Raw genomic sequence first — 20,771 nt, 5'->3', positions numbered from 1 at the left:
GGGTTTGGCCTCGGCCAAACCCTTTTGTCATGCTGCTTGATCGCTTGACATGTCGCACTCGAGCCCTTGTTCGCGCATCGCTTTCGCGTGGCGGAAGAACAAGCCGAACAGTGTGACCGTGCCGATTGTGGCCAAAATATACGGGAGCACCCCGTCCATCTTGAAGCCGATCGGAGCCGTCAAAATGTAGAACCAGACGACATACAACATGAACGTCCCGGGCAACAAGGCGATCCAGTAGTTCCGTCCTTTGATATACAAGTACGTCGCACCGACGAACAAGGCAATGACGGCCGTCGTCTGGTTGGCCCAGTTGAAGTATTGCCACAACAGACGGAAGTCGACTTTCGTCAAGATGAACGACAGGACGAAGAGCGGAAGCGCGATCCACAGCCGTGACGTGAACTTCTTCTGGACGATGTTCAAGTAGTCGGCGATGATCATGCGGGCACTCCGGAACGCCGTGTCGCCCGACGTGATCGGCAAGACGATGACGCCGAGGATGGCGAGCGTGCCGCCAATGCTGCCGAGCATGAGCGTCGCCACTTCTTGGACGACGAGCGCCGGCGTGCCGGCATTGATCATGGCGAGCAGTTCACCCGGTTCGAAGATGGCCATGGCGGCAGCCGCCCAGATCATGGCGATGACCGCTTCGACGATCATCATGCCGTAAAAAATACTGCGACCGTTGCTCTCTTTCATCGTCGTCCGCGAGATGATCGGTGACTGCGTGGCATGGAAGCCTGACAGTGCCCCGCACGAGATCGTGAAGAAGATGAGCGGCCAGAGCGGCAAGCCGTCCGGATGCATGTTCGTCAACGTCATCTCCGGGATTTGATAGCCTTGCGTGAATAGACTGACGGCGATGCCGACGGCGCTCAACAAGAGAAGCGCCCCGAAGAACGGATAGATGCGGCCGATGATTTTGTCGACCGGGAGCAGTGTCGCCAAGATGTAGTAGGCAAAGATGCCGAACGTGACGATGGCGAGCGTCGAGCCGGTGCCGTCGAACAAGTTGTTAATCATATTGGCCGGTGACGTGACGAACACGGTCCCGACTAAGAGCAGCAAGAGCAACGCGAAGCCGTTGACGACGTGGCGGAGCGACCGACCGAGGAACTTCTCGGCGAGCTGCGGCAAGTGCGCCCCGTTGTTACGAAGCGAGATCATCCCGGTCAAATAGTCATGTACCGCGCCGGCGAAGATCGAACCGAGCACGATCCACAGGAATGCGACCGGGCCATACAAGGCGCCCATGATCGGACCGAAGATCGGACCGACACCGGCGATGTTCAACAGTTGAATCATCGAGTTTCGCTTCGTCCCCATCGGCACGTAGTCGACGCCGTCCTGTGACGCATAGGCGGGCGTCGTCCGCTCTTCTTTGATCCCGAACGTCTTCTCGACGTACCGGCCGTAGACGAGATAACCGAGCAATAACAGTCCTAACGCTAAGAAAAATGTAACCATCGGGTGGTCCTCCTATATATAAGTGATTTATGATTTCTTCATGTGAAATATATCACATGATTAATATAGCAGGGTCCTCGGCTGTTGAATAGATGAATTTGCTCACAATTTCACATGAAAATATAACTGTTCATCGTTTAGACAAACGTTGGCGTTGAGCCGTTTTTATGAAAACGTTTACTTTTAGAATGAATCGATTCCAAACCGGGAACAGTCGAACAGAGAGAAGCAGAAAGGATGATTTTCATGAAACGTCAACGTGGATTTTTAGCACTCCCGGTCGCCGTCGCCTTTGTCCTCATCTTCGGCTTGTTGTTCGATAACTGGTGGCTCGGACTCGGGATCGGCATCGCGATGTTCTTCGCGTTCCAAGGGACGAAGAAGAAAGCTTGAAACTTTTTGAGGCGACATCCGTACAAATTGGACAAAGGAGGAGTTCTCCATGTCCAATAAACAGACGACCGGCAGCTATGCCTTCCCGCTCGCCCTCGCAATCGGTATCTCGTTAGCCATCGCCCTCGACAACTACTTGATTGGGCTCGCGATTGGCGTCGGGATATATTTCGCTTTTAGTGATTCGCCGAAGAAGACATGACAAAGCCCGCTTCATTGAGCGGTCCTTGTCATGTATATCTGTGTCTCGTACGGTAGCAGTTAATCACTCTCATTAAGGAAGGCCGATGTAGATGACATCTAGGAAACCTTTACCCAAGTTTCAATTCGCTTTTGCTTTACTCATGTTAGGAGGTGTCTTTTTCCTTCTTCATGAGGTAGATCAGCGAGAAAATTTTTTGAATGAAACGTTAACTGAGCATTTTTCAATCGATAAGAGCGCCTACGATGTCGAGTTCAGCATGAATCAATTTGGGTACTTATATCGCTTGAATTTCGAGGACGAAAAGAGAGTCGAGTATGAATTTTTCGTCAAAACCAATCAAGAGAAAGAGTACGTCGTCACCTATTATGGACATAATTCAAAAGGCGATTCACCTTTGAAAGAAGATGAATTTACCACGCTGAACAAAGAATACTAAATTTAGAGAATTGTCATGAGAAAAGGCCAGCTGATGCGAACACGTCTCACCAGCTGGCCTCTTTCTTACATATCGATTGAGTTATATCCCAGCCTCACTTCAATGATGCGACCTCGATTGAAACCGCTCGACCTCGTCCGTCATGATGGCGTCGACACCAGTCATGTCTGGCAGCTCGCTCGGGTCATTGATGGTATACAGGCGAAGCAACCGATTTTGTTCGCGGAGCGTCATCCAGTCTCTTGTCCCCATAAACTCCGGCTGGGCGTGGACGGCCTCGGCCCCGATCCGCTCGACGAACTCGATCAAATTCGGATGCCCATCAGTTGTCAGGACGGCAATCCTCGCCTCACGGGCGATATCCCGCAATCGGATGAGCGTGTCTGGATTGAATGAAGAGAAGACGACACGTTGTTCGAGCTTGAACTCGGTGACGGCGAGCCACGTCAGATACTCGATCCCGTCATAGTCGAACCGGTCCGTCTTCAGCTCGATGTTGAGCGTGACGTCGGTCGGTTCGAGCAAGACGAGCACTTCCTCGAGCGTCGGGATTCGTTCCCCGCTCTCCGTCCGGAGCAAGCGGAGCTGCCGGAGCGTCATATCTTTGACGAAACCGCTCCCGTTCGTCGTCCGGTCGACCGTCTCGTCATGGATGACGACGAGGCGTCCGTCGCGCGTCAATTGGACGTCGAGTTCGATGCCGTCGACGTGAGGCAACGCCGCCTTGAACGCGCTTAGTGTGTTCTCCGGATACTTGGCGCTATAGCCGCGATGTGCGTAAATCAACATATCATTGTCCCAAGGTGGAGGTCGTCTCATCGGCTGCGCGCTTCAATGCCTCTTCGACCGATACGCCTTGGTATAGGCTCTCCATGGCGTTGACGACGCTTTGACGGGACTGTGGGAACGTCGAGATGAGCGCGCCTTGTGTCGCTGGCGAGGCTTTCGTCTCACTCAATTGATCGACCGTCACTTTCAGTTGTGGATATTCAGCCCACATCTCTTTGACGATCGGCTCGTCATACGCCTCCGGATTGATGGCGAAGTAGCCCGTCTCGACGTGCCATTTGGCCTGTGCTTCTTTCGACGCCGCATACTTCATGAACTCCCATGCGCCCTGCTTCGTCTCGTCGGCGATCCCGTCACCCATCCAGAGCGACGCCCCACCGATGATGACGCCTTCCCGCTCCGCTTCGTTTGGCACCGGCAAGTACGACGCCCCGACCTCGAAGTCAGCGTTGTCCGCGACGGTGCGAATGCCGGCCGACGAGTCGAGATACATGGCAACTTTTCCGGATTGGAAAGCGGCACGCATGTCGTCCCAGTTTTGGCCGACGTTCATGAACGTCTTGTCGTCATACATCTCTTTAATCAAGTTGAAGGCGTTCTGTCCTTCTTCCCCATCGAATACCGCTTTCGTCGGCGCACCGCTGCGCCCGTTGTCGTTATCGACGTAGAGCCCGCCTTGCGCGGCGACGAGCTGTTCAAAGAACCAACCGTAGTTCAGCATCGTGAAGCCGGTCTGGCCGTCGGTCGTCAGTGTCTTCGCCGCCTTCTTCAGCTCGTCATACGTCCGCGGCGCTTTCTCCGGATCGAGTCCCGCTTTTTCGAACGCATCCTTGTTGTAGATGAGCACCGGTGTCGACGAGTTGAACGGCATCGAGTACTGCTTGCCGTCGACTTGGTAATAGCTCAAGATGTTCTCTTCCCAGACGCTCGTATCGAAGTCCTCTTTGTCGATGAACTCCTGGACCGGCGTGATTTTGTTCGAGTCGATCATATACTTCGTGCCGACCTCGAACGTCTGCATGATGGCCGGTGCGTCCGGTGACCCTGCGACGGCGTTGAACTTCGTGAGCGCCTCTTCATACGTGCCTTGGAACACCGGTTTCACTTCATATTCTTCTTGCGACTCGTTGAAGGCATCGACTTGGTTGTTGAGCGCGGTCTCTAAGTCCCCGCTCATCGCGTGCCAAAACACGACTTCCGTCTTTCCGTCCGTCGTCGTAGTCGCCGCGGCCTCTTCCGCTTCTTGACTGCCACATGCCCCGAGCAACAATACCGAACTAGCCAACCCTGCGAATAACGCTTTCTTTTTCATCATATATTCCCCCTATTATTTGATCGCGCCTTGTGTCAGACCTTCTTGTAACTGCTTTTGTCCTGCGAATAACAGCATCAGCGTCGGGATGATGATCAAGATAACCGCCGCCATGACGACACCCCAATCCGAGGCAACCTCGTTCGACTGCATCTGCTTAATCCCGATTTGCACCGTGCGTGCCTGCTCCGTGTTTGTCACGAGGAGCGGCCATAAGTACATGTTCCATGTCGTCAAGAAGCTATATACCGACAACGTGACGAGCGGTGTCTTCGAGACCGGCAAGACGACGTTCCAAAAGAAACGGAAACGGCTGATGCCGGCGATTTGTGACGCCTCGTACATCTCGTACGGGATCGTCTTGAACTGTTGCCGGAGCAGGAACGTCCCGAACGCGAGCGCGAAGAATGGCACCGACAGCCCCCACACCGAGTTGAGCCAGCCGAGCGACTGGATCGTCAAGAAGTTCGGTACCATCGTCGCTTCCCATGGCACCATCATCGTCGCGAGGAAGAGCATGAAGATGATCCCTTTCCCTTTGAAGTCGATGAAGACGAACGCGAAGGCGGCAAGACTCGACAAGACGACTTGGCCGACCATAACGAGGAGTGCGACGACGAGACTGTTCCATAAGTACGTCATGAGCGGGATCCGCTCGAACGCGGCGACATAGTTGTCGAACGTGACGTCGCGCGGGATGAGGTTCCCTTTCAACACTTCGCTCCCGTCCATCAGGCTGATCGAGAACGCGTAGGCAATCGGGAACAGCATGACGACGGCGCTCAAGACGAGGAGCGTATACGTGACTACTTTCCGGAGCGTCATTGGTAATGCACCTTCCTTTCGACGAGCTTGAACTGGAGCCACGTCAACAGGAGGACCGTCAAGAACAAGAGCACGGCCTGCGCACTCGCCCCGCCGACGTTATAGTTGATGAACGCGTCCTTATAGATGGCGTAGACGATGACGTTCGTCGAGTTCGTCGGGCCGCCTTTCGTCAGCAAATCGATTTGTCCGAACGTCTGGAACGCATTGATGAGCGAGATGATGCCGACGAAGAAGAGCGTCGGGGATAACATCGGGATCGTGATGGCCCGGAGCTGGGTCCAATATCCGGTTCCGGCGATGTCCGCACTCTCATACAATGTCCGGTCGATGTTTTGCAGCCCGCCGAGGAGAATCAAGAACGTGAAGCCGATATTCATCCAGACGGTCGCGAGCGACACGGATAGAAGCGCGTACTGCGGGTCAAGTAGCCACTGCACCCCGCTTGCCCCAACCGCTTCCAAGAAGCGATTGAAGATACCGATCGACGGGTTGTACATGAACATCCAAATGACGGATGAGGCTGCGACGCTCATCCCCATCGTCGCCGAGAACGCTGTCCGGAAGATGCCAATCCCGCGCAGCTTCTCGTTGGCGAGGAGCGCCAGACCGAGCGCGATGATGATCGTGAGTGGGACGGTCAACAGGACGAAGCCGACCGTCGCCTGGATGCTCTGCCAAAACGAGGCGCTCGTGAACAGTTTGGCGTAATGTTCGCCGCCGACGTAACTGAGTGGCGTCCCTTGCGTGTCCGTTTGAAAGAAACTCAAGTAAATCGTCCGGAACAACGGATAGACGAGAAAAATCCCAAATAACGCGATCGACGGGGACAAGTAGAGGAGTCCGCTCGTCGCGTCTGATAATCGGGTCCAGACGCGTTGTCTCGGAAGGGCGACCGTCATTGGAACACCTCCAACGCCTCGAACAGTTTCGGTTGCCGCGGTTCGATGCGATTCCCCGTCGCATCAAACAGTGACATCTGTTTCGGGTCGACGTAACAGGCAATCTTCTCCCCAATCGCGAGCGGCCATTGTCCGGGCCATTTGGCGAGCCACTCGACGCCGCCCATGTCAAAGGCGAGAATCGTCTCCGTGCCGAGCACTTCGATATTTTTCAGTTCGGCGTAGAACGTGATCTCGTCTTTCGCCGGCGTGATTTGTTCCGGCCGGATGCCGAGCGTCGCCGTATCTTCTCGCGTCAGCGTGTTCGGGTGGAATAGACGCCCGTCCGAGGCGACCCAGCCCTTGTCACTCCGTTGCACCGGCGTCAAATTCATCGGCGGTGACCCGATGAACGAGGCGACGAACGTGTTCGCCGGCTTATTGTACAAATCGAGCGGTTGACCGACTTGTTGGACCTGGCCATCGTTCAACAGCATCATCCGGTCGGCCATCGTCATCGCCTCGACTTGGTCGTGCGTGACGTAAATCATCGTCAGCTTGAGCTTGCGTTGCAGCTGCCGGATCTCCGAGCGCATCTTGGCCCGAAGTTTCGCGTCCAAGTTCGAGAGCGGCTCGTCCATGAGGCAAATCGGCGACTCGGTGACGATGGCCCGGGCCAAGGCGACCCGTTGCCGTTGCCCGCCCGACAGTTCGCGCGGCTTCCGCTTCAAATAGTCCGTCAGTCCGAGCGTCTCGGCCGCTTCCAAGCAACGTTCGCGCTGCTCGAGCTTCGTCAGTCCTTTCGTATGTAACCCGAACGTGATGTTTTTCTCGACGGTCATGTGCGGATAGAGCGCATAGTTTTGGAATACCATCGATAGTTGCCGCTCGCTCGGTTTCAGTTCGTTCGCTGCGACGCCGTCGATGCGGAGCGTCCCGCTCGTGATCGACTCGAGCCCGGCGATCATCCGGAGCATCGTACTCTTGCCGCATCCCGACGGTCCGACGAGGGCGAAGAATTCACCGGCCTCGATCGTCACGTCGATGCCACGGATGACTTCCGTCTCGTCGTATGACTTTTTGATATTCTGCAGTTGAATCGATTTCATATGATATCCTCCTTCATTCCTTGCGACGCCCAAAGCCGCTCGTCCCCGGTCGAGACGGCGAACGCCCCGTGAGCGAGTGCTTCATGCACGTGAATCGGTTTCCGGATCATCCCGCCCGTCACAATCGGCAGCGAGACGTGTTCCGCGACGTGCTCGATGACACTCGGGATGAGACCCGGCATCAGTTCGAGCGCGTCCGGCTGTTGGTCTTTCGCCATCTTGATGCCTGAGGTGATGGCGTCCGAGTCGACGAGGAACAGGCGCTGCACCGTCATCAGGCCGGCCCGTTTGGCGTGTTGGATGACAGACGCCTTCGTCGTCACAATCCCATCGGCGCCGACCCGTTTCGCCAAATAGTCGATGCCGTCCCGGTCGAGGCTGATGCCGTTAATGCGTTCGGCGTGCAGGAACACGGTCCGATTCTCACGCTTCAAATGGGCGACGTAGCGGTCGAGCGTGCTGAGCGTCCCCATCATGAGGAACGTCGTCGTCACGTCCGACTGCAGGAACTTCTCGAGTTGTTTCGGTGATTTGATGGAGGCGATCATCTTCTCTTGTCCGATCGTGCGAAGTGTTTCATTCACTTGAATCATCCTTCCCTAAAAAAGGACCAACAGAAACAGGACGTCATCGACGTACGGGCTTCTGTTGGTCTCTCGAATGTTCTACCGGTTGCTATTCACTTGGCATGAGGGGGTCTCACAAGTCATATCGTACCGGATGAATGTAAAGCTTCCGTGAAGCTCGTGCAAAAGTTTGTGAAGCCGACGTAAAAAAACGACTCATAATAAGTCGGTGTCGTCGAGCGTCTGTCTCGCTTTCGCCAAGATGTCGGCTTTGACGGCATCATCCCGGCCTTGCCAGTTGCGGATCATCATCTTCATGCGCTGGTTCTTTTCGAACCGCTCCTCGCGCTTGTCGATGAAGTTCCAATAGAGGGCGTTGAACGGACAGGCGTCGTCTTCGGTCGTGTGTTTCGGGTTATACTTGCAGCCTTTGCAGTAGTCGCTCATCTTGTCGATGTACTTGCCCGAGGCGATGTACGGCTTCGTCGCCAGCTTCCCGCCGTCGGCATGGAGCGCCATCCCGAGCACGTTCGGCAAGACGACCCAATCGTAGGCGTCGATATACATCTCGTTGAACCAGTCGCTCGTCTGTTGCGGCGATACCTCGAACAGTGTCGCAAAGTTCCCGAGCACCATGAGGCGCTGGATGTGATGATTGTGCGCCTTCTCGATGACCGGTTTCACGCTCTGATGGATGCAGTTCATGTCCGTCTCGGCGTCCCAAAAATAGTGCGGCAAGTCGCGCTCATGCTTGAACGTGTTGACCGACTCGTATCCCGGCATCGAGGCCACGTAGACAGCACGCATATATTCCCGCCAGCCGAGGATTTGGCGGACGAATCCTTCGACCGAGGCGAGTGGCGCGTCCGACTCCAACGCTGCCTGGACGACCACATCCGGAGTCAACAGTCCGATGTTGATTGAAGACGATAACAGGCTATGCGACATGTCCTGATTGTCTGTCAGCATCGCGTCTTGATACGGACCAAACGTCTCGAGCCGCTCCTTGATGAACCTTTTCAGTGCCCGGCGTGCCTCACTGCGCGTCACCGGCCAGACGAACGGGGTGATGTCGCCCGGATGGTCGGTGAAATCTCGCTCTACTTTTTCAATGACGTCTTTTGTGATGGCGTCAGGTCGGAAGTGAATCGGTGCCGGGAACGTCAGCCCACCTTTCGGCGGCTGACGGTTGTCCGCATCGAACGACCATTTACCGCCCTTTGGTTTCCCGTCCTCAAGCAATACCTCGAACCGTTTCCGCATCTGGCGATAGAACCGATCCATCCGCCACGGCACGGCACCAATCGTCTCGACGGCCTCCTGTTTCGTTAAATAGAAGAGCGGCACGTCCGAATGTTCAACGAGTTTGTGTTTCTCCCCAAACTGATGCAACTTCTTCTCCATCGCGGCGTCGGTGACGGCCGTGTAATGGATTTCTTCCGGCTCATATCGTGTGAAGTGGTCGTCCCACGCATCTTGGAACGAGTCGGCCTCGTGATAATCGACCATGTAACCTTTGTCGCGCAGCTCGTCGGCGAAATGACGCATCGCCGAGAAGATGAGGACGAGCTTCTGTTTATGATACTTCCGCCACATCGCCCGAGACGTCGCCTCGATCATGACGATGACGTCATCGTCCTCGATATGACTGAACAGCTCGAGCTCGTGTGACAGTTGATTGCCGAAAATCCAAAACGATCGCATCAATTCAACTCCTCTACTTTATGGGTATGCTACACTCAATCTACAACGGCTTCATTTAGAAAGGAATGGTTCGATGCGCGGGAAACGCCTGCAAACATGGATTGACAGTCAATACGAGAACCCGCGCGGCATCGTCGGGACATACATCGGTGAGAAGATGGTCCGCCAACACCGCGTCGAGGTCGATTGGACGATTGAGCAACTTCAGATTCAACCAAACGACTGCATCCTCGACCTCGGATGCGGCGCTGGGGACGCACTGGCTCGGCTGCTTCAGACGGACGGCACGGTACGTGTGACCGGGCTCGACCGTTCTCCGACCATCGTCCGCTCGGCGCTCCGACGTAATCGCGCGGCCGTCCGCGGACAACGGGCTGCTGTCGTCGAAGGAAACATCGGGACGATTCCGTTCCAAGACGAACAGTTTGACCGTGTCTTCAGCATCCATACGATTTACTTTTGGGAAGACGTACCCGCGGTGCTTGCCGCCATCGACCGTATCCTCAAACCAGGCGGGTCATTCGTCATCACGTACTGTAATGGGAAAGGTGGCGTGAACTGGGACGGTATCACGGCAATCGTGCGTGAACAGTTGATTCCTGCTGCTTCTGTGCTCGGGTTCATTGACGTCCAAGAACGCCGAGGACCTGACTCGCGAGATTATCATACGGTCGCCGTGACAGGACGAAAGTCAGTCTAACGTCAGCCCCTACTCTTGCGCGTGACTGCTACCCCGCCAAATCCGCTGATGATGGCGATATAGAACCCTAAATCATAGAACCAGCCAGTGTTGTTCACCTCATAGACGCGATACGTGTCATTGAACAATCCTAAAATGAGTGACACCGGGGCAATCCAGCCGTGCCAGACGCCCCAAAAGAATCCGGCCGGGTCAGTCGTGTACGTCCCGTCGCCTGGCACACAGCCGCCGAGGACGAGCATCAAACTGAGCATGATGGCTAATAATCCGATTCGTTTCATCTGAATCCCTCCTGCTATGAGTATTCCCGGTTTTACAGAAAACTGTACCGCCCGACACGCGAATGGAGATGAGACCATGACCCCCTATTCGATTCGACACATTTTTGACCTCAACCATGTCGATTTGACCGACTTGCTTGTCGCCAGTCGTCAAGAAGGCTTTCGCATGCTCGACCGGTTGGTGGATGACTTTCACGACGGACGCAATCGGTTCGATCAACCCGGCGAGTGTCTACTCGGAGTGTTTGACGCCTCTGGCCATCTAGTCGGCATCGGAGGAGTGAATCAAGATCCATATTCTCCGGGACATCCGGTCGGGCGGTTGAGACGGTTTTACATCTTGCCGGCTTATCGCAGACAAGGTATCGGGAGACATCTCGCGAACGCATTGTTGCTCGAAGCAAAACAGACCTTCCTCACCGTCGTTCTCCGGACATATACGACGCAAGGGGCACAGTTCTATGAATCGCTTGGCTTCATCCCATACGATACCTCGACTACAAGTCACGTGATAAGCTTCAACGAAACAAGCAGCGACTCTTCATGAGCCGCCGCTTGTTTGTGTTACCGCCAAAGTTGGACCGTGTTCGCGAACTCGATATCGGTCGCGATTTCCCCGTCGAGGGCATGTAAATCGAAATCCTTGCCGTCGAGCCACTCCTGAAAATCGAAAATGACAGGGTCGCGGTCGCCACCGAGGGCGAACCACGTCTCGAGCGTCTCCGGGAAATAGGCGGCCGTGTGAATCGTGCCGGCCCAGCTCTTATACAGCTCCGAGAAGACACCCTTGTCCGAGTCGTTCATGAGTCGGAACGCGCTCTCGGCGTCCTGGACGATATGTTGATACATCTTGATTTCCATCATCCGCCGCGTCGAGTCGTCGAGGTGGTAACGATTCTCGTGTTGCAACAGCTCGAAATGGTTCGTACAGATATTCGACTCGCGGACACGAATATCGCGCGGTGTCGCTTCGATGACGCGTGTCTTCGACGACTTGTCGTGGACGACATACGTGAACGAGCCGCGGTGCGGAATCTCTTGCAGTAAATCGACCGCCTCCTCGACCGTGGCACACGTCTCGAGAATCATCCGCCCGATCATTTGACAGACAAAACCGTCCCCGGGCCGTCGGCGGTTTATGAAGTTATAGCCCATGGCGAGCCCTTTCTCGTTCATCCCGTCCATCCGGCCGGTGACACGCGAGACGGGACCGATGACGGCGTAGCCCTCATCTGGCTGGAACACGTTATAGCGTCCGTCGTACGTCATCGGGTGATAGTCATAGTTGCGGACGAGGAAGTTGTCCCCCGTCAAAATCGAACAGCCGCTGACCGGGTTATTGACCCGGAAATGACCGAAGTGAAGGAGCGTGTCGGCGAGCGTCAACTCGAGCTCGTCCTGCAAGCCGAGCAGTTCCTCCCAAATCTTCGGGGCGAACCGGTCGAACGCCTGCTTCGCCTCGCGCTCGTCAATCTCAAAGCGCGGGACACGGAGCTTCCACTGGTCGGTCCGGTTCTCGAGCAGTTTGCTGCGCTTAATATAAGTACCTTGAAAACGGCCAAAGTCGTAGTGACTGCCGCGAAATTGTGTGAGTTCACTTGAGACACGTTGCATGAAAAAACCTCCCTTGCGCCTAGTATAACGGACGCAACGGAGGTATGTCTGACTTGAGACTGTTTACAACTTGAACTGTCGGCTCATGCGCTGCATGTCCTCGGCCGTGTGCGACAAATCTTTGACGAGCCGGTTCATCGTCTCGCTCGTCGCCGACATTTGTTCGGTCGAGGCGGCCACTTCCTCGTTGCCGGCCGTACTCTCTTCCGAAATCGACGCGATGTCCGAGAGACCACGTTTGATGTCGTCTTGGTTCGTCTTGACGCGTCCGAGCTGTCCTTGCATCGAGTTCGTCAGGCGCTGCATCTCCCGCACGCTCTGCTCAATCTCATTGAAGGCGCGCTTCGTCTCCTCGAGCGTCCGCTTGCCATCCTCGGCGGCGTGCATGCTGTCCGTGAACGTCTCACCGAGCGCGATTGAGTTTCGTTTGACGCTGCCAACGATTTCCGAGATCTCACTGACCGACCGCGCAACGCTGTCGGATAACTTGCGAATCTCAGAAGCGACGACGGCGAAGCCTTTTCCATGCTCCCCGGCACGGGCCGCCTCGATGGCCGCGTTCAAAGCGAGTAAGTTCGTCTGCTCTGAGATTTGACGGATCATCGTGACGAGCGCCGTCACTTCGTCCGCCTGTTGCTCGAAATCTTTCACTTGTCCTTGCGACTCGCGCACTTGCAGATGGATGTTCGTCATCTTGCCGACGGCATCTTCCATCAGTCCGAGTCCTTCGGCCGTAACGCGGCTGACGACTTCCGCTTGTTCGCTCACACCGTTGCCGTCGTGCGCCGTCTGGTCGACGAGTCCCGAAAACTCGTTCATATGCCCGTACAGCTTCATCGTGAGCACGCTCTGATTCTCGACGCCACCCGCAATTTCTTCCATCGTGAACGCGATTTGTCTCGAGGCGTCGTTCACTTCTTCCGAGATGCTCGCCACGTTGCCGCTCTCGTCCCGCACCGTCTGGGCAGATGTCTGCAATCCGGAAATCAAATCGCGGAGCATCTTCGTCATCTGGTCCATCGAGGCAGTGAGCCGCTTAATCTCATCGTTCGCTTTCAGTTGGATGTTGTCCATCTCTTTGGCCGCTGTCGCTAGGTCGCCGCTCGCGATATGAGTCGCGACCCTTTCAAGCTCACGGAGCGGTCGGAGTTTCCAACCGAGATAGCGCCAAATGATGACTGAAGCCACCCCGAGCAAGATGACGAGTCCGATGAGAATCGGCGGCAAGCTCTCTTGCAACACGTCTTCCGTCACCGCAGCGACGTCACTCGCCCCTTTGTCGATTCCAAGGACACCGATCACGTCCCCGCCTTGTTTGATTGGGACGAGCACGGTCATATAGTCCCCGTACTCTGGATCCTCGACAATCGGTGTTGTGACGGTCCCACCTTCAAACGCCGCTCTCGCATCTGCAAACGACGTCGCTGTCGTCGGCGTTCCGATATCGACCGCGTCGGCCGCGCTCATCCCATCGACGATGATTTGAAGCTCTTCGCCGTCGGCTGCGAGAGTGTACACATACATGGCCCCGATTTGCGTCCGATACGTGTCGAGCTGTTCCCGAAACTGCTCGAACCGTTCATCTTTCGTCGGGTTCTGTAAAAAGGCCGCATACGCCTCCGTGTCAATCGCCTCGCTGATGCGGGCCCCGTCCTCCAATAGAACGGCTTGCATCGAACTCTGTACCGTGTGCTTTGTGCTAACATATTGCAACACGCCGAACGTGACGATGAGTAGCGTGATGAACGCCAACATCATCGCCAAGATTCGTTTCTGCAGTGACTGTGGTTTATTTCGTTTCATGTGATTCCCTCCATTCGTCCTTACTCCTTATATCGGACAACTGTCGCGAAGAGTCCACAAAAAAACGGATGATTTTCGACAAAAAATCATCCGTTCGTTCATTCATTTGTCGAATCTACAACCTCGAGCGGCATCGACACCTCGGCCTCGCCTTCTTCTCCGATATGGAAGAGCGGGAGGGTCTCGGTAACGAATAGGTCAGGGTTCAAATCCGCTTGATAGACGTACGTCCGGACGTCCCCTTCGCGTTCCGCGACAAGTTCACCGAACGGGATTGGGACACGGGTGCCATCGACTTCATAACTGATGAGCGTCGTCGGATCGAGGCGACGGTCTTCGAGCATCCGAATCGTGAACAGCATCGTCGAGCTGTTCGTCCGCTCTAGCGAGACCGCAATCGATTCCGATTGACCGGCCCGTTTTTCAATCATCGCATCTTCGACGTCCTGCTCGAACACGACGTTCTCTTCGGTCGGCTCATCTTGCACTTGTTGGCAACCGACGATGGTCGCCAATCCGAGAATCAAGGCAATCACCAATACGCGCATCTCGTTCTCTCCTCACTTCAAGGCGAAAGTGAGTTCCGCTTCACAAGCAACTTCTCCATCGACCGTCGCCACGGCGCGCCCTTTACCGATTGGTCCGCGCACTTTCAAAATCTCGACCTCGAGGCGCAATTGATCGCCCGGGACGACTTGACGTTTGAAGCGACATCCATCGATACCTGCGAAGAACGCGAGCTTGCCGCGGTTCGACTCCTGCTTGAGCATCGCGAACGCGCCGACTTGCGCAAGCGCCTCGACGATCAACACGCCAGGCATGACGTTATAGTCTGGAAAATGTCCATTGAAGAACTCTTCGTTCGCCGTCACATTCTTTAATCCAACGGCCCGTTTGCCTTCTTTGACCTCAAGAATCCGGTCGATGAGCAAAAACGGGTACCGATGCGGAATCACTTCTTTAATCTGTTCAATCGTGTACATGGTTCCACCACCCTTATGATGTTAGCCAAAAATCGGTGATATGGCGCCACGTGTCGATGTTGAACACGTCCTTCCACTCGCCTCCGCCAATCACGCTGTACCCGATGACGGCTCCAATTGCAAGCATCACGAAAGCCAACAACAGGACAACGATGACGCGTAACAAGATTGGGAAACGTCGATGGTTCGATAATCGTTTCCGCTCCGTCCGCTCTTTAGACTCGGTCTGTTCCGAGCCGTTTTGTTCTTCCTTCGCCACGTCCATACATCCTTTCAGCTGAATTAATTATAACATATTAGTACCAGGTAACAAAACTGTTGCATGAGTTCTATATAAGTGTAACGTATCTACCGTACGTCGAACAAGCGCCCGGCCTAGGGCAAGGGCGACGCTTCTGTGAAAAATACTGTCCGCTTCCATCTATGCTGTGCTACCATAAGAGTATTCATCGTTTAGGAGGTATTATTTCTATGTGGAAAGAATTCAAAGAGTTTGCGATTAAAGGCAATGTGATTGACCTGGCCGTCGCCTTCATCCTCGGGGCTGCTTTCACGGCCATCGTCACGTCGCTTGTCAATGACATCTTCATGCCGTTCCTCGGCATCCTCATCGGCGGCATCGACTTCTCGACGCTCGCGGTATCGGTGCTCGGCGTGAACGTGACGTACGGCAACTTCCTGCAAGAAATCGTCAAGTTCTTCCTCATCGCCTTCGCGTTGTTCATGATGGTCAAAGTATTGAACCGTCTGAAGCGAGAAAAAGCGGTCGAAGAGACGCCGGAGCCGGAACTGTCGCGTGAAGAACAGCTCCTTTCGGAGATTCGTGACCTATTAAAAGAACGTTCGTGACCAAAAGACGCCTGAACCGAAGTTGGTTCAGGCGTCTTTGTCGATTAACCGGAACGCTCGGCTGACGGCGTCCGTCAAGAGCGGCGCCGCTTGCTGCATCGCCTCTTCGAGCGTCATCACCCGGCAAACGATTGGGAACACGGCTTCGATGCCGACGTCCGGAACGGCAATCAGTTCCGATTGTCCCGCGAAGACGAGCGTCGGGACCCCGTGTGCATATGCGATTCGGGCCAATCCGTAAGGTGCTTTTCCGTGGAGCGATTGCTCATCGAACCGGCCTTCCCCGGTGATCAACCAGTCGGCCATTTGCAACGTTTCCTCTAGTTTCGACCACCGTACTACCTCGTCAATCCCGCTCCCATATACGGATCCGAGCTGATAGAGCGCGAAGCCGATCCCGCCGGCCGCGCCCGCCCCCGGTTGTCCCGTCACATCACGCTCGAAGCAACGGGCATACGCGGCGAGCTGTTTGTCATAACGGTCGACGTCCGTTAGCGCCAATCCTTTCTGCGGACCGAATACGGCGGCCGCCCCAGATAGACCGAGTAACGGATTCGTCACATCCGAGGCCATCCGCCACTCGACATGACGCGCTTCCGGTAGGAGTCCGGTCCAATCGACTTGCGCGACGCGCTCGAGTTGATGCGGGAACGAATCAATGACATGCCCTGTCTCATCAAGAAAGCGGACGCCGAGCGCCTCGAGCAAGCCTTTCCCTCCATCGACGGTCGCGCTCCCGCCGAGACCGACGGTAATGCGTGTCGCCCCGCGCTCGAGCGCATGTCGGATTTGCAAACCCGTTCCGTACGAACTATAGCGCCACGGGTCGAGCGTATCGACGAGTGTGAGCCCGGACGCCTCGGCGACTTCGATGACTGCTTCTCGCGTCAGTTCTAACCAACCGTATCGTGCTTGTCGCATCGTCCCATCAAGCGACATGACGTCTTGCGTGATGGTCTCGGCATACGGATGTGTCAGGAGCCACGCATCTAAAAAGCCTTCCCCGCCGTCTGAGATCGGCACCTCGATGACATCGTGTCCAGCGAGCGCCCGTTCAACCGCTCGGTTCGCCTCCACACTCGTCATCGACCCTTTGAACGAATCCATCGCCACGACAATTCGCATGTCCATCCCTCCTCCTATTCAGTGTAACGCAAAAACCGCCCTTCCGAGGAAGAACGGTCTGTGATTACCGGAGTGACGTGACGAGCCCCATCATCTGGTCACTCATCGATAACGCCCGTGAATTCATCTGATACGCGCGCTGCGTGATCGTCATGTCGGTCATCTCTTTCGTCAAATCGACGTTCGATGATTCGAGCGTGCCTTCAATCAACAGATTGCCGAGCGGACGATCGACGTCAGCCCCCAAGTCGGCCGCATAGACGTTGTCACCGAGAGGTCGTAGCGCTGATGTGTTACGTACCTCAACGATGTCGAGACGACCAAACTCTTGCTCGACGCCGTTCACGCTGGCGACGACCATCCCATCTTGACGGACACGGTGCGCCGTCGCTTCGTTCGGCATGACGATCAGGTTCCCGTCCGCACCAAGAAGGGCGTTTCCGTTCACGTCAACGAGCGTAGTCGTCTCACCGACTGACAGCTGCATGTTCCCACTCCGGGTCAATCCGACACCATTCTCCGTCTCGATGGCGAAGAACTGACGGCTCGCTTTCAAGAACACATCAAGCCCACGGTCCGTCTTGCGAATCTGGCCGATATTGAACTGTTGGCTAATATCGGCGACGTGGCCGCCGACACCGATGCGAATCCCGTTCGGCGTATCGCGCCCGACCTCGAGCTCGGCGCGCGGTTGATTGTCATACGCCTGCGACAAGAGCGAGGCGAAGTGGGTTTGTTCCCGCTTATAGCCGGCCGTGTCGACGTTGGCGATGTTGTGACCGGTCACATCGAGCTGGCGCTGCAACTGCGTGAGCGACGAGACCGAGTTATAAATCGATTGCATAAGCTTCCTCCTTAACGAATCCGAGCGATTTCAATGGCCCGCTCGGCACTCTTATCATACGCTTGGACAACTTTTTGGTTCGCCTCGAACTGACGGTACGTCGTCATCAAGTCGGCCATCGTCCGATCGAGGTCAACGTTCGCCTCTTCGATGAATCCTTGTTGGAACTGGACGTTCGCAGCAGGTGGGGCGTCTCCGTTGACCCGGTAATCGTTCCCGACCTGTTCGAGCGTCGCCAAGTCATTAACTTGGACGGCACCGAGTGTCGCCACGTTCTCACCAAGTGACGTGATTTGTCCGTCACTTGACAATGTGAACTCGCTTGATGGCAGCTGGATGCGCTCGCCTGCGTCTGAGAGGATATAACCGCCATCCGCCGAGCGTAAGAAACGCTCCTCATCGACCGCGAAGCGTCCGTTCGTCGTATAGAGCGTCTCGCCGTTTTGTTCGACGGCGAACATGGCGGCACCCGTCGCGTCAGCCGGCACCTTCATATATACGTCGGTCGGGCTGCCCGTCTCCGAGATGCTCCCGCTCGAGAACCGAGGCATCGTCTCTTGAAGGTAGACACCTGTCGATAACGTGCCGACCTCGCCTCCGACGCGTGAACGCGCATTGCCGGGATGGCTCACTTGGGCGAGCAACATTTCCGGGAACGAGCGGACGACGCCGTTCGACGCCTTGAATCCTGGTGTCCGGACGTTACCGAGGTTATTGCTCAAAATCTCTTGTTGGCGCTGGAGCGCGTTCATCGCGCCCGCCGCCGTATATAATCCGCGTAGCATGGTCGTCTTCCTTTCATCGTTCAAAGTCTTCACTCTGTATATCGTACCAAATGAATGTTTCATTCACCGTTTTTTGAAAAAAAGTAAAAAAACCACTTCACGATGATGAAGTGGTTTTGCATCAAGCGACGATCGGGAGTTCGACCATCATCGTCGTCCCGTTCCCAAGTTCCGAACGGACACTGATTGTTCCGCCGTGCGATTCGATGATCTCTTTACAGATCGCGAGTCCGAGGCCGGTGCCTCCAATATTGCGACTCTGCTCGTTCTGCACACGGTAGAACTTCTCAAACAGTCGTTCGGCATCTGCCGGTGCCACACCCATGCCCTCGTCTTCGATGGCGATCCGGATGACATCGTCCTCGCACGAGACGTTAACGGCGATGTTCCCGCCGTCCGGTGAATATTTAATGGCGTTATTCACGATATTTGAGAACACTTGACGCAGTTGCGCCGGGTCTCCAGACACGCGAATCGTTTCATCGCAGTCGAAATGAAACGCATGCAATTCGGTCGAACCGGCGTGGATTTCGAGGATATCGGACAGCATTTCAAACAAATTCTCGATTTTAAAGTCTTGCTGGCCCTTACCGGCTTCCATTTTCTGCACGTCAAGCAAATTGCTGACGAGCCGTTCGAGTCGGGTCGTCTCACTATGGATCATATTCAAGTAGCGTTTCTGCTTCTCTTCGTCGACATGTCGATGCTCAAGCAGTTCGGTAAAGCCAAGAATGGACGTGAGCGGGGTCCGAAGCTCGTGAGAGACCGTGGCGACGAGTTCCGTCTTCAAGCGGTCGATCTCAATCTCTTTCGTAATGTCCCGTGACACAAACATCACGCCGAAACGTTCGTCCTGCAGTTCAATCGGTTCGGCGTACATCCGTATGATACGTCTTCCCCCTTGCATCGAATACGTAAACGTTTCATCGAAGATTCCGCAGTTCTTCGCCCGGTGCGTGAACCGGTTGAGACCGTCCTGATCATCGATTTGATCCATGAACGGTTCGTAAAACGCGTCGATCGGATACAGGCTCTGACGGTCGCCGAACGGGAACGGCTGCTCATACAGTTCGAACAGCGCCTCGTTGGCGAAACGTTGATTCGTGTCCACCTCGACGAAGACGATCGCGTCGCGCATCGTATGGAGAATCCGGGCCGTCTTCTCGCGCTCTTTCTCGAGTTCGTCGTGCTGGTGAATCAATGAGCTCGACATCTCTGTGAACGATTTCGATAGTTGACCGACCTCGTTTTGGAGCGGTTTGATTGGAATGAGCGTGGCGTGCGGGTCGACCGCGAGCCGTTCACTGTTCGTGATGAGCGCCTCGAGCTGTCTCGTTAAGCGTACGATATACGGTTGCAAGCTGATGAACAGAACAAACAAAGCTCCGAGTAGAATGAGCAGCCACATCCATTGGGCTTTCGCGAGCTGTTCGGATAGTTGCTCACGCAGGCCCGTCTCTTGATAATCGAGCTCGGACCGATAGTCCGTGAACACCGATTCCATATCGACGATGCTCGCGCTCATATCGGCCGCACTATTTGAATTCAATTTGAATCGTGTCTGATTCGATGATGCGTTGCTCGGCATGAGTTGGCCGACAGTCGCCATCTGTAAGAACGGCTCATCGACCTCTCCGTTCGCTTTAGCGACAACGTAACGCTCAAGTCCGGGCATGACGCGAGATGTATAGATTGTGAACAATAGGCGTGCATCTTCGGCGAACGTCGCCTCTTCATTCGTCTCAGCGTTCTGTTCGAACCAGCTCGTCTGGTCGTCAATCCGCGTTTGGGCTCGCTTGACTTCCGCTAGTAATGCGTCATCTCCAAGTAAGACGTGACCACGCATCTCGTATTGCATCGACTGCCATGTCTCAAACAAATCGGTCGCCCGCGATCGTTGTTCACTGATCCGTTCGAGCTCGACTGTCGTTTCGCGGATCGCCTGTTGGGTATAAAAGTATGTGCCGAGTGACGTCAATGTGATTAAGGCGATTAATACGTAAAACACAGTGAGGACTTGGCGGCTAATTCGTTGTTCGATCCAGCGTTTCATATGTGTCCTTCTTTCATATCGGGGATTGATCGGATTGGATAGGT

General features: G+C 55.2%; 24 protein-coding genes. 6 read left to right on the top strand and 18 right to left on the bottom strand.

All coding sequences use genetic code 11. The annotated features are described in order from the left end of the window. Window positions 1–27: 27 nt before the first annotated feature. Window positions 28–1,470 carry a carbon starvation CstA family protein gene (locus tag KNP64_RS06870; RefSeq protein ID WP_138858801.1) on the bottom strand — a complete coding sequence of 481 codons (1,443 nt, stop codon included), beginning with the start codon at window positions 1,468–1,470 and terminating at the stop codon, window positions 28–30. Between the two features lie 246 nt (window positions 1,471–1,716). Between KNP64_RS06870 and KNP64_RS06865 the strand changes: the two genes are divergently transcribed. The 3 genes from KNP64_RS06865 to KNP64_RS06855 all read left to right on the top strand — a co-directional run bounded on the left by KNP64_RS06865 (window position 1,717) and on the right by KNP64_RS06855 (window position 2,504). Then, a complete protein-coding gene (locus KNP64_RS06865; RefSeq protein ID WP_167491745.1) occupies window positions 1,717–1,863 on the top strand; it encodes a hypothetical protein in 147 nt (48 codons plus the stop codon). Between the two features lie 49 nt (window positions 1,864–1,912). Beyond that, entirely contained in the window at window positions 1,913–2,065 is a 153-nt protein-coding gene (locus KNP64_RS06860; protein WP_198662218.1) for a hypothetical protein, read from the top strand. A gap of 91 nt (window positions 2,066–2,156) precedes the next feature. Further along, the gene (locus KNP64_RS06855) at window positions 2,157–2,504 is read left to right on the top strand and encodes a hypothetical protein (RefSeq protein ID WP_214792250.1); all 348 of its coding nucleotides are present in this window, start codon (window positions 2,157–2,159) and stop codon (window positions 2,502–2,504) included. 99 nt (window positions 2,505–2,603) lie between these two features. Here the strand turns inward: KNP64_RS06855 and KNP64_RS06850 are convergent, their stop codons facing one another. From KNP64_RS06850 to KNP64_RS06820, 7 genes are all read right to left on the bottom strand, one after another. After that, on the bottom strand, window positions 2,604–3,293 hold the full coding sequence (locus KNP64_RS06850) for a glycerophosphodiester phosphodiesterase (protein ID WP_214792248.1): 690 nt from the start codon (window positions 3,291–3,293) through the stop codon (window positions 2,604–2,606). Between the two features lies 1 nt (window position 3,294). Then, on the bottom strand, window positions 3,295–4,608 hold the full coding sequence (locus KNP64_RS06845) for an ABC transporter substrate-binding protein (protein WP_371815292.1): 1,314 nt from the start codon (window positions 4,606–4,608) through the stop codon (window positions 3,295–3,297). A 12-nt stretch (window positions 4,609–4,620) separates the two neighbouring features. Further along, window positions 4,621–5,430, bottom strand: a complete 810-nt coding sequence (locus KNP64_RS06840) for a carbohydrate ABC transporter permease (RefSeq protein ID WP_214708506.1) — start codon at window positions 5,428–5,430, stop codon at window positions 4,621–4,623. After that, window positions 5,427–6,332: a carbohydrate ABC transporter permease gene (locus KNP64_RS06835; RefSeq protein WP_138858797.1), complete on the bottom strand. Its 906-nt coding sequence runs from the start codon at window positions 6,330–6,332 to the stop codon at window positions 5,427–5,429. Before KNP64_RS06835 ends, KNP64_RS06840 begins: the two co-directional genes overlap by 4 nt. Then, on the bottom strand, window positions 6,329–7,420 hold the full coding sequence (locus KNP64_RS06830) for an ABC transporter ATP-binding protein (protein WP_138858796.1): 1,092 nt from the start codon (window positions 7,418–7,420) through the stop codon (window positions 6,329–6,331). Before KNP64_RS06830 ends, KNP64_RS06835 begins: the two co-directional genes overlap by 4 nt. Then, window positions 7,417–8,004, bottom strand: coding sequence for a glycerol-3-phosphate responsive antiterminator (locus KNP64_RS06825; RefSeq protein WP_371815289.1), 588 nt, complete (start codon window positions 8,002–8,004; stop codon window positions 7,417–7,419). Before KNP64_RS06825 ends, KNP64_RS06830 begins: the two co-directional genes overlap by 4 nt. A 198-nt stretch (window positions 8,005–8,202) precedes the next feature. Next, window positions 8,203–9,690, bottom strand: a complete 1,488-nt coding sequence (locus KNP64_RS06820) for a cryptochrome/photolyase family protein (protein WP_214792244.1) — start codon at window positions 9,688–9,690, stop codon at window positions 8,203–8,205. A gap of 73 nt (window positions 9,691–9,763) precedes the next feature. Here KNP64_RS06820 and KNP64_RS06815 point away from each other — a divergent pair, with 73 nt between their 5' ends. Beyond that, window positions 9,764–10,390: a class I SAM-dependent methyltransferase gene (locus KNP64_RS06815; RefSeq protein ID WP_214792242.1), complete on the top strand. Its 627-nt coding sequence runs from the start codon at window positions 9,764–9,766 to the stop codon at window positions 10,388–10,390. Between the two features lie 2 nt (window positions 10,391–10,392). Here KNP64_RS06815 and KNP64_RS06810 read toward each other — a convergent pair whose 3' ends face one another. Beyond that, window positions 10,393–10,671: a hypothetical protein gene (locus tag KNP64_RS06810; protein WP_214756115.1), complete on the bottom strand. Its 279-nt coding sequence runs from the start codon at window positions 10,669–10,671 to the stop codon at window positions 10,393–10,395. Between the two features lie 76 nt (window positions 10,672–10,747). Here KNP64_RS06810 and KNP64_RS06805 point away from each other — a divergent pair, with 76 nt between their 5' ends. Beyond that, window positions 10,748–11,218, top strand: coding sequence for a GNAT family N-acetyltransferase (locus tag KNP64_RS06805; RefSeq protein ID WP_214792240.1), 471 nt, complete (start codon window positions 10,748–10,750; stop codon window positions 11,216–11,218). Window positions 11,219–11,235: 17 nt separating this feature from the next. Here KNP64_RS06805 and KNP64_RS06800 read toward each other — a convergent pair whose 3' ends face one another. From KNP64_RS06800 to KNP64_RS06780, 5 genes are all read right to left on the bottom strand, one after another. Further along, the gene (locus KNP64_RS06800; protein ID WP_214764350.1) at window positions 11,236–12,285 is read right to left on the bottom strand and encodes a C45 family autoproteolytic acyltransferase/hydrolase; all 1,050 of its coding nucleotides are present in this window, start codon (window positions 12,283–12,285) and stop codon (window positions 11,236–11,238) included. A 63-nt stretch (window positions 12,286–12,348) separates the two neighbouring features. Beyond that, on the bottom strand, window positions 12,349–14,088 hold the full coding sequence (locus KNP64_RS06795; protein WP_214792239.1) for a methyl-accepting chemotaxis protein: 1,740 nt from the start codon (window positions 14,086–14,088) through the stop codon (window positions 12,349–12,351). 98 nt (window positions 14,089–14,186) lie between these two features. Further along, a complete protein-coding gene (locus KNP64_RS06790) occupies window positions 14,187–14,636 on the bottom strand; it encodes a hypothetical protein (RefSeq protein WP_214792237.1) in 450 nt (149 codons plus the stop codon). A 12-nt stretch (window positions 14,637–14,648) separates the two neighbouring features. Continuing rightward, window positions 14,649–15,071, bottom strand: a complete 423-nt coding sequence (gene fabZ / locus KNP64_RS06785) for a 3-hydroxyacyl-ACP dehydratase FabZ (protein WP_214792236.1) — start codon at window positions 15,069–15,071, stop codon at window positions 14,649–14,651. A gap of 13 nt (window positions 15,072–15,084) precedes the next feature. Continuing rightward, window positions 15,085–15,336, bottom strand: a complete 252-nt coding sequence (locus KNP64_RS06780) for a DNA-directed RNA polymerase subunit beta (protein ID WP_138858789.1) — start codon at window positions 15,334–15,336, stop codon at window positions 15,085–15,087. A 206-nt stretch (window positions 15,337–15,542) separates the two neighbouring features. Between KNP64_RS06780 and mscL the strand changes: the two genes are divergently transcribed. Next, on the top strand, window positions 15,543–15,920 hold the full coding sequence (gene mscL / locus KNP64_RS06775) for a large-conductance mechanosensitive channel protein MscL (RefSeq protein WP_214719362.1): 378 nt from the start codon (window positions 15,543–15,545) through the stop codon (window positions 15,918–15,920). 27 nt (window positions 15,921–15,947) lie between these two features. Here mscL and KNP64_RS06770 read toward each other — a convergent pair whose 3' ends face one another. The 4 genes from KNP64_RS06770 to KNP64_RS06755 all read right to left on the bottom strand — a co-directional run bounded on the left by KNP64_RS06770 (window position 15,948) and on the right by KNP64_RS06755 (window position 20,727). Beyond that, window positions 15,948–17,045 carry a glycerate kinase family protein gene (locus KNP64_RS06770; RefSeq protein WP_251126340.1) on the bottom strand — a complete coding sequence of 366 codons (1,098 nt, stop codon included), beginning with the start codon at window positions 17,043–17,045 and terminating at the stop codon, window positions 15,948–15,950. Between the two features lie 64 nt (window positions 17,046–17,109). After that, complete coding sequence (locus tag KNP64_RS06765) at window positions 17,110–17,889, bottom strand: flagellar hook-basal body protein (RefSeq protein ID WP_214792234.1); 780 nt, start codon at window positions 17,887–17,889, stop codon at window positions 17,110–17,112. A gap of 11 nt (window positions 17,890–17,900) precedes the next feature. After that, on the bottom strand, window positions 17,901–18,674 hold the full coding sequence (locus KNP64_RS06760; protein WP_214792232.1) for a flagellar hook-basal body protein: 774 nt from the start codon (window positions 18,672–18,674) through the stop codon (window positions 17,901–17,903). A 121-nt stretch (window positions 18,675–18,795) separates the two neighbouring features. Continuing rightward, a complete protein-coding gene (locus KNP64_RS06755; RefSeq protein WP_214792230.1) occupies window positions 18,796–20,727 on the bottom strand; it encodes a sensor histidine kinase in 1,932 nt (643 codons plus the stop codon). Between the last annotated feature and the right edge of the window lie 44 nt (window positions 20,728–20,771).

It is taken from the genome of Exiguobacterium sp. s64 (genome assembly GCF_018618035.1).
Lineage (GTDB): Bacteria > Bacillota > Bacilli > Exiguobacteriales > Exiguobacteriaceae > Exiguobacterium > Exiguobacterium mexicanum_A.
The sequence above is the reverse complement of the archived record's forward strand: the minus strand, read 5'-3'. Positions and strand labels throughout refer to the sequence as shown.

Excerpts from the sequence above, each read along its gene's own strand:
- KNP64_RS06805 (WP_214792240.1), top strand. The coding sequence starts at position 10,748 with ATGACCCCCTATTCGATTCGACACATTTTTGACCTCAACCATGTCGAT.
- KNP64_RS06830 (WP_138858796.1), bottom strand. The coding sequence starts at position 7,420 with ATGAAATCGATTCAACTGCAGAATATCAAAAAGTCATACGACGAGACG.
- KNP64_RS06810 (WP_214756115.1), bottom strand. The coding sequence starts at position 10,671 with ATGAAACGAATCGGATTATTAGCCATCATGCTCAGTTTGATGCTCGTC.
- KNP64_RS06840 (WP_214708506.1), bottom strand. The coding sequence starts at position 5,430 with ATGACGCTCCGGAAAGTAGTCACGTATACGCTCCTCGTCTTGAGCGCC.
- KNP64_RS06770 (WP_251126340.1), bottom strand. The coding sequence starts at position 17,045 with ATGCGAATTGTCGTGGCGATGGATTCGTTCAAAGGGTCGATGACGAGT.
- KNP64_RS06855 (WP_214792250.1), top strand. The coding sequence starts at position 2,157 with ATGACATCTAGGAAACCTTTACCCAAGTTTCAATTCGCTTTTGCTTTA.
- KNP64_RS06870 (WP_138858801.1), bottom strand. The coding sequence starts at position 1,470 with ATGGTTACATTTTTCTTAGCGTTAGGACTGTTATTGCTCGGTTATCTC.
- KNP64_RS06790 (WP_214792237.1), bottom strand. The coding sequence starts at position 14,636 with ATGCGCGTATTGGTGATTGCCTTGATTCTCGGATTGGCGACCATCGTC.
- KNP64_RS06795 (WP_214792239.1), bottom strand. The coding sequence starts at position 14,088 with ATGAAACGAAATAAACCACAGTCACTGCAGAAACGAATCTTGGCGATG.
- KNP64_RS06760 (WP_214792232.1), bottom strand. The coding sequence starts at position 18,674 with ATGCTACGCGGATTATATACGGCGGCGGGCGCGATGAACGCGCTCCAG.
- KNP64_RS06865 (WP_167491745.1), top strand. The coding sequence starts at position 1,717 with ATGAAACGTCAACGTGGATTTTTAGCACTCCCGGTCGCCGTCGCCTTT.
- KNP64_RS06800 (WP_214764350.1), bottom strand. The coding sequence starts at position 12,285 with ATGCAACGTGTCTCAAGTGAACTCACACAATTTCGCGGCAGTCACTAC.
- KNP64_RS06850 (WP_214792248.1), bottom strand. The coding sequence starts at position 3,293 with ATGTTGATTTACGCACATCGCGGCTATAGCGCCAAGTATCCGGAGAAC.
- KNP64_RS06815 (WP_214792242.1), top strand. The coding sequence starts at position 9,764 with ATGCGCGGGAAACGCCTGCAAACATGGATTGACAGTCAATACGAGAAC.
- KNP64_RS06835 (WP_138858797.1), bottom strand. The coding sequence starts at position 6,332 with ATGACGGTCGCCCTTCCGAGACAACGCGTCTGGACCCGATTATCAGAC.
- fabZ (WP_214792236.1), bottom strand. The coding sequence starts at position 15,071 with ATGTACACGATTGAACAGATTAAAGAAGTGATTCCGCATCGGTACCCG.
- KNP64_RS06765 (WP_214792234.1), bottom strand. The coding sequence starts at position 17,889 with ATGCAATCGATTTATAACTCGGTCTCGTCGCTCACGCAGTTGCAGCGC.
- KNP64_RS06820 (WP_214792244.1), bottom strand. The coding sequence starts at position 9,690 with ATGCGATCGTTTTGGATTTTCGGCAATCAACTGTCACACGAGCTCGAG.
- mscL (WP_214719362.1), top strand. The coding sequence starts at position 15,543 with ATGTGGAAAGAATTCAAAGAGTTTGCGATTAAAGGCAATGTGATTGAC.
- KNP64_RS06780 (WP_138858789.1), bottom strand. The coding sequence starts at position 15,336 with ATGGACGTGGCGAAGGAAGAACAAAACGGCTCGGAACAGACCGAGTCT.
- KNP64_RS06755 (WP_214792230.1), bottom strand. The coding sequence starts at position 20,727 with ATGAAACGCTGGATCGAACAACGAATTAGCCGCCAAGTCCTCACTGTG.
- KNP64_RS06860 (WP_198662218.1), top strand. The coding sequence starts at position 1,913 with ATGTCCAATAAACAGACGACCGGCAGCTATGCCTTCCCGCTCGCCCTC.
- KNP64_RS06845 (WP_371815292.1), bottom strand. The coding sequence starts at position 4,608 with ATGATGAAAAAGAAAGCGTTATTCGCAGGGTTGGCTAGTTCGGTATTG.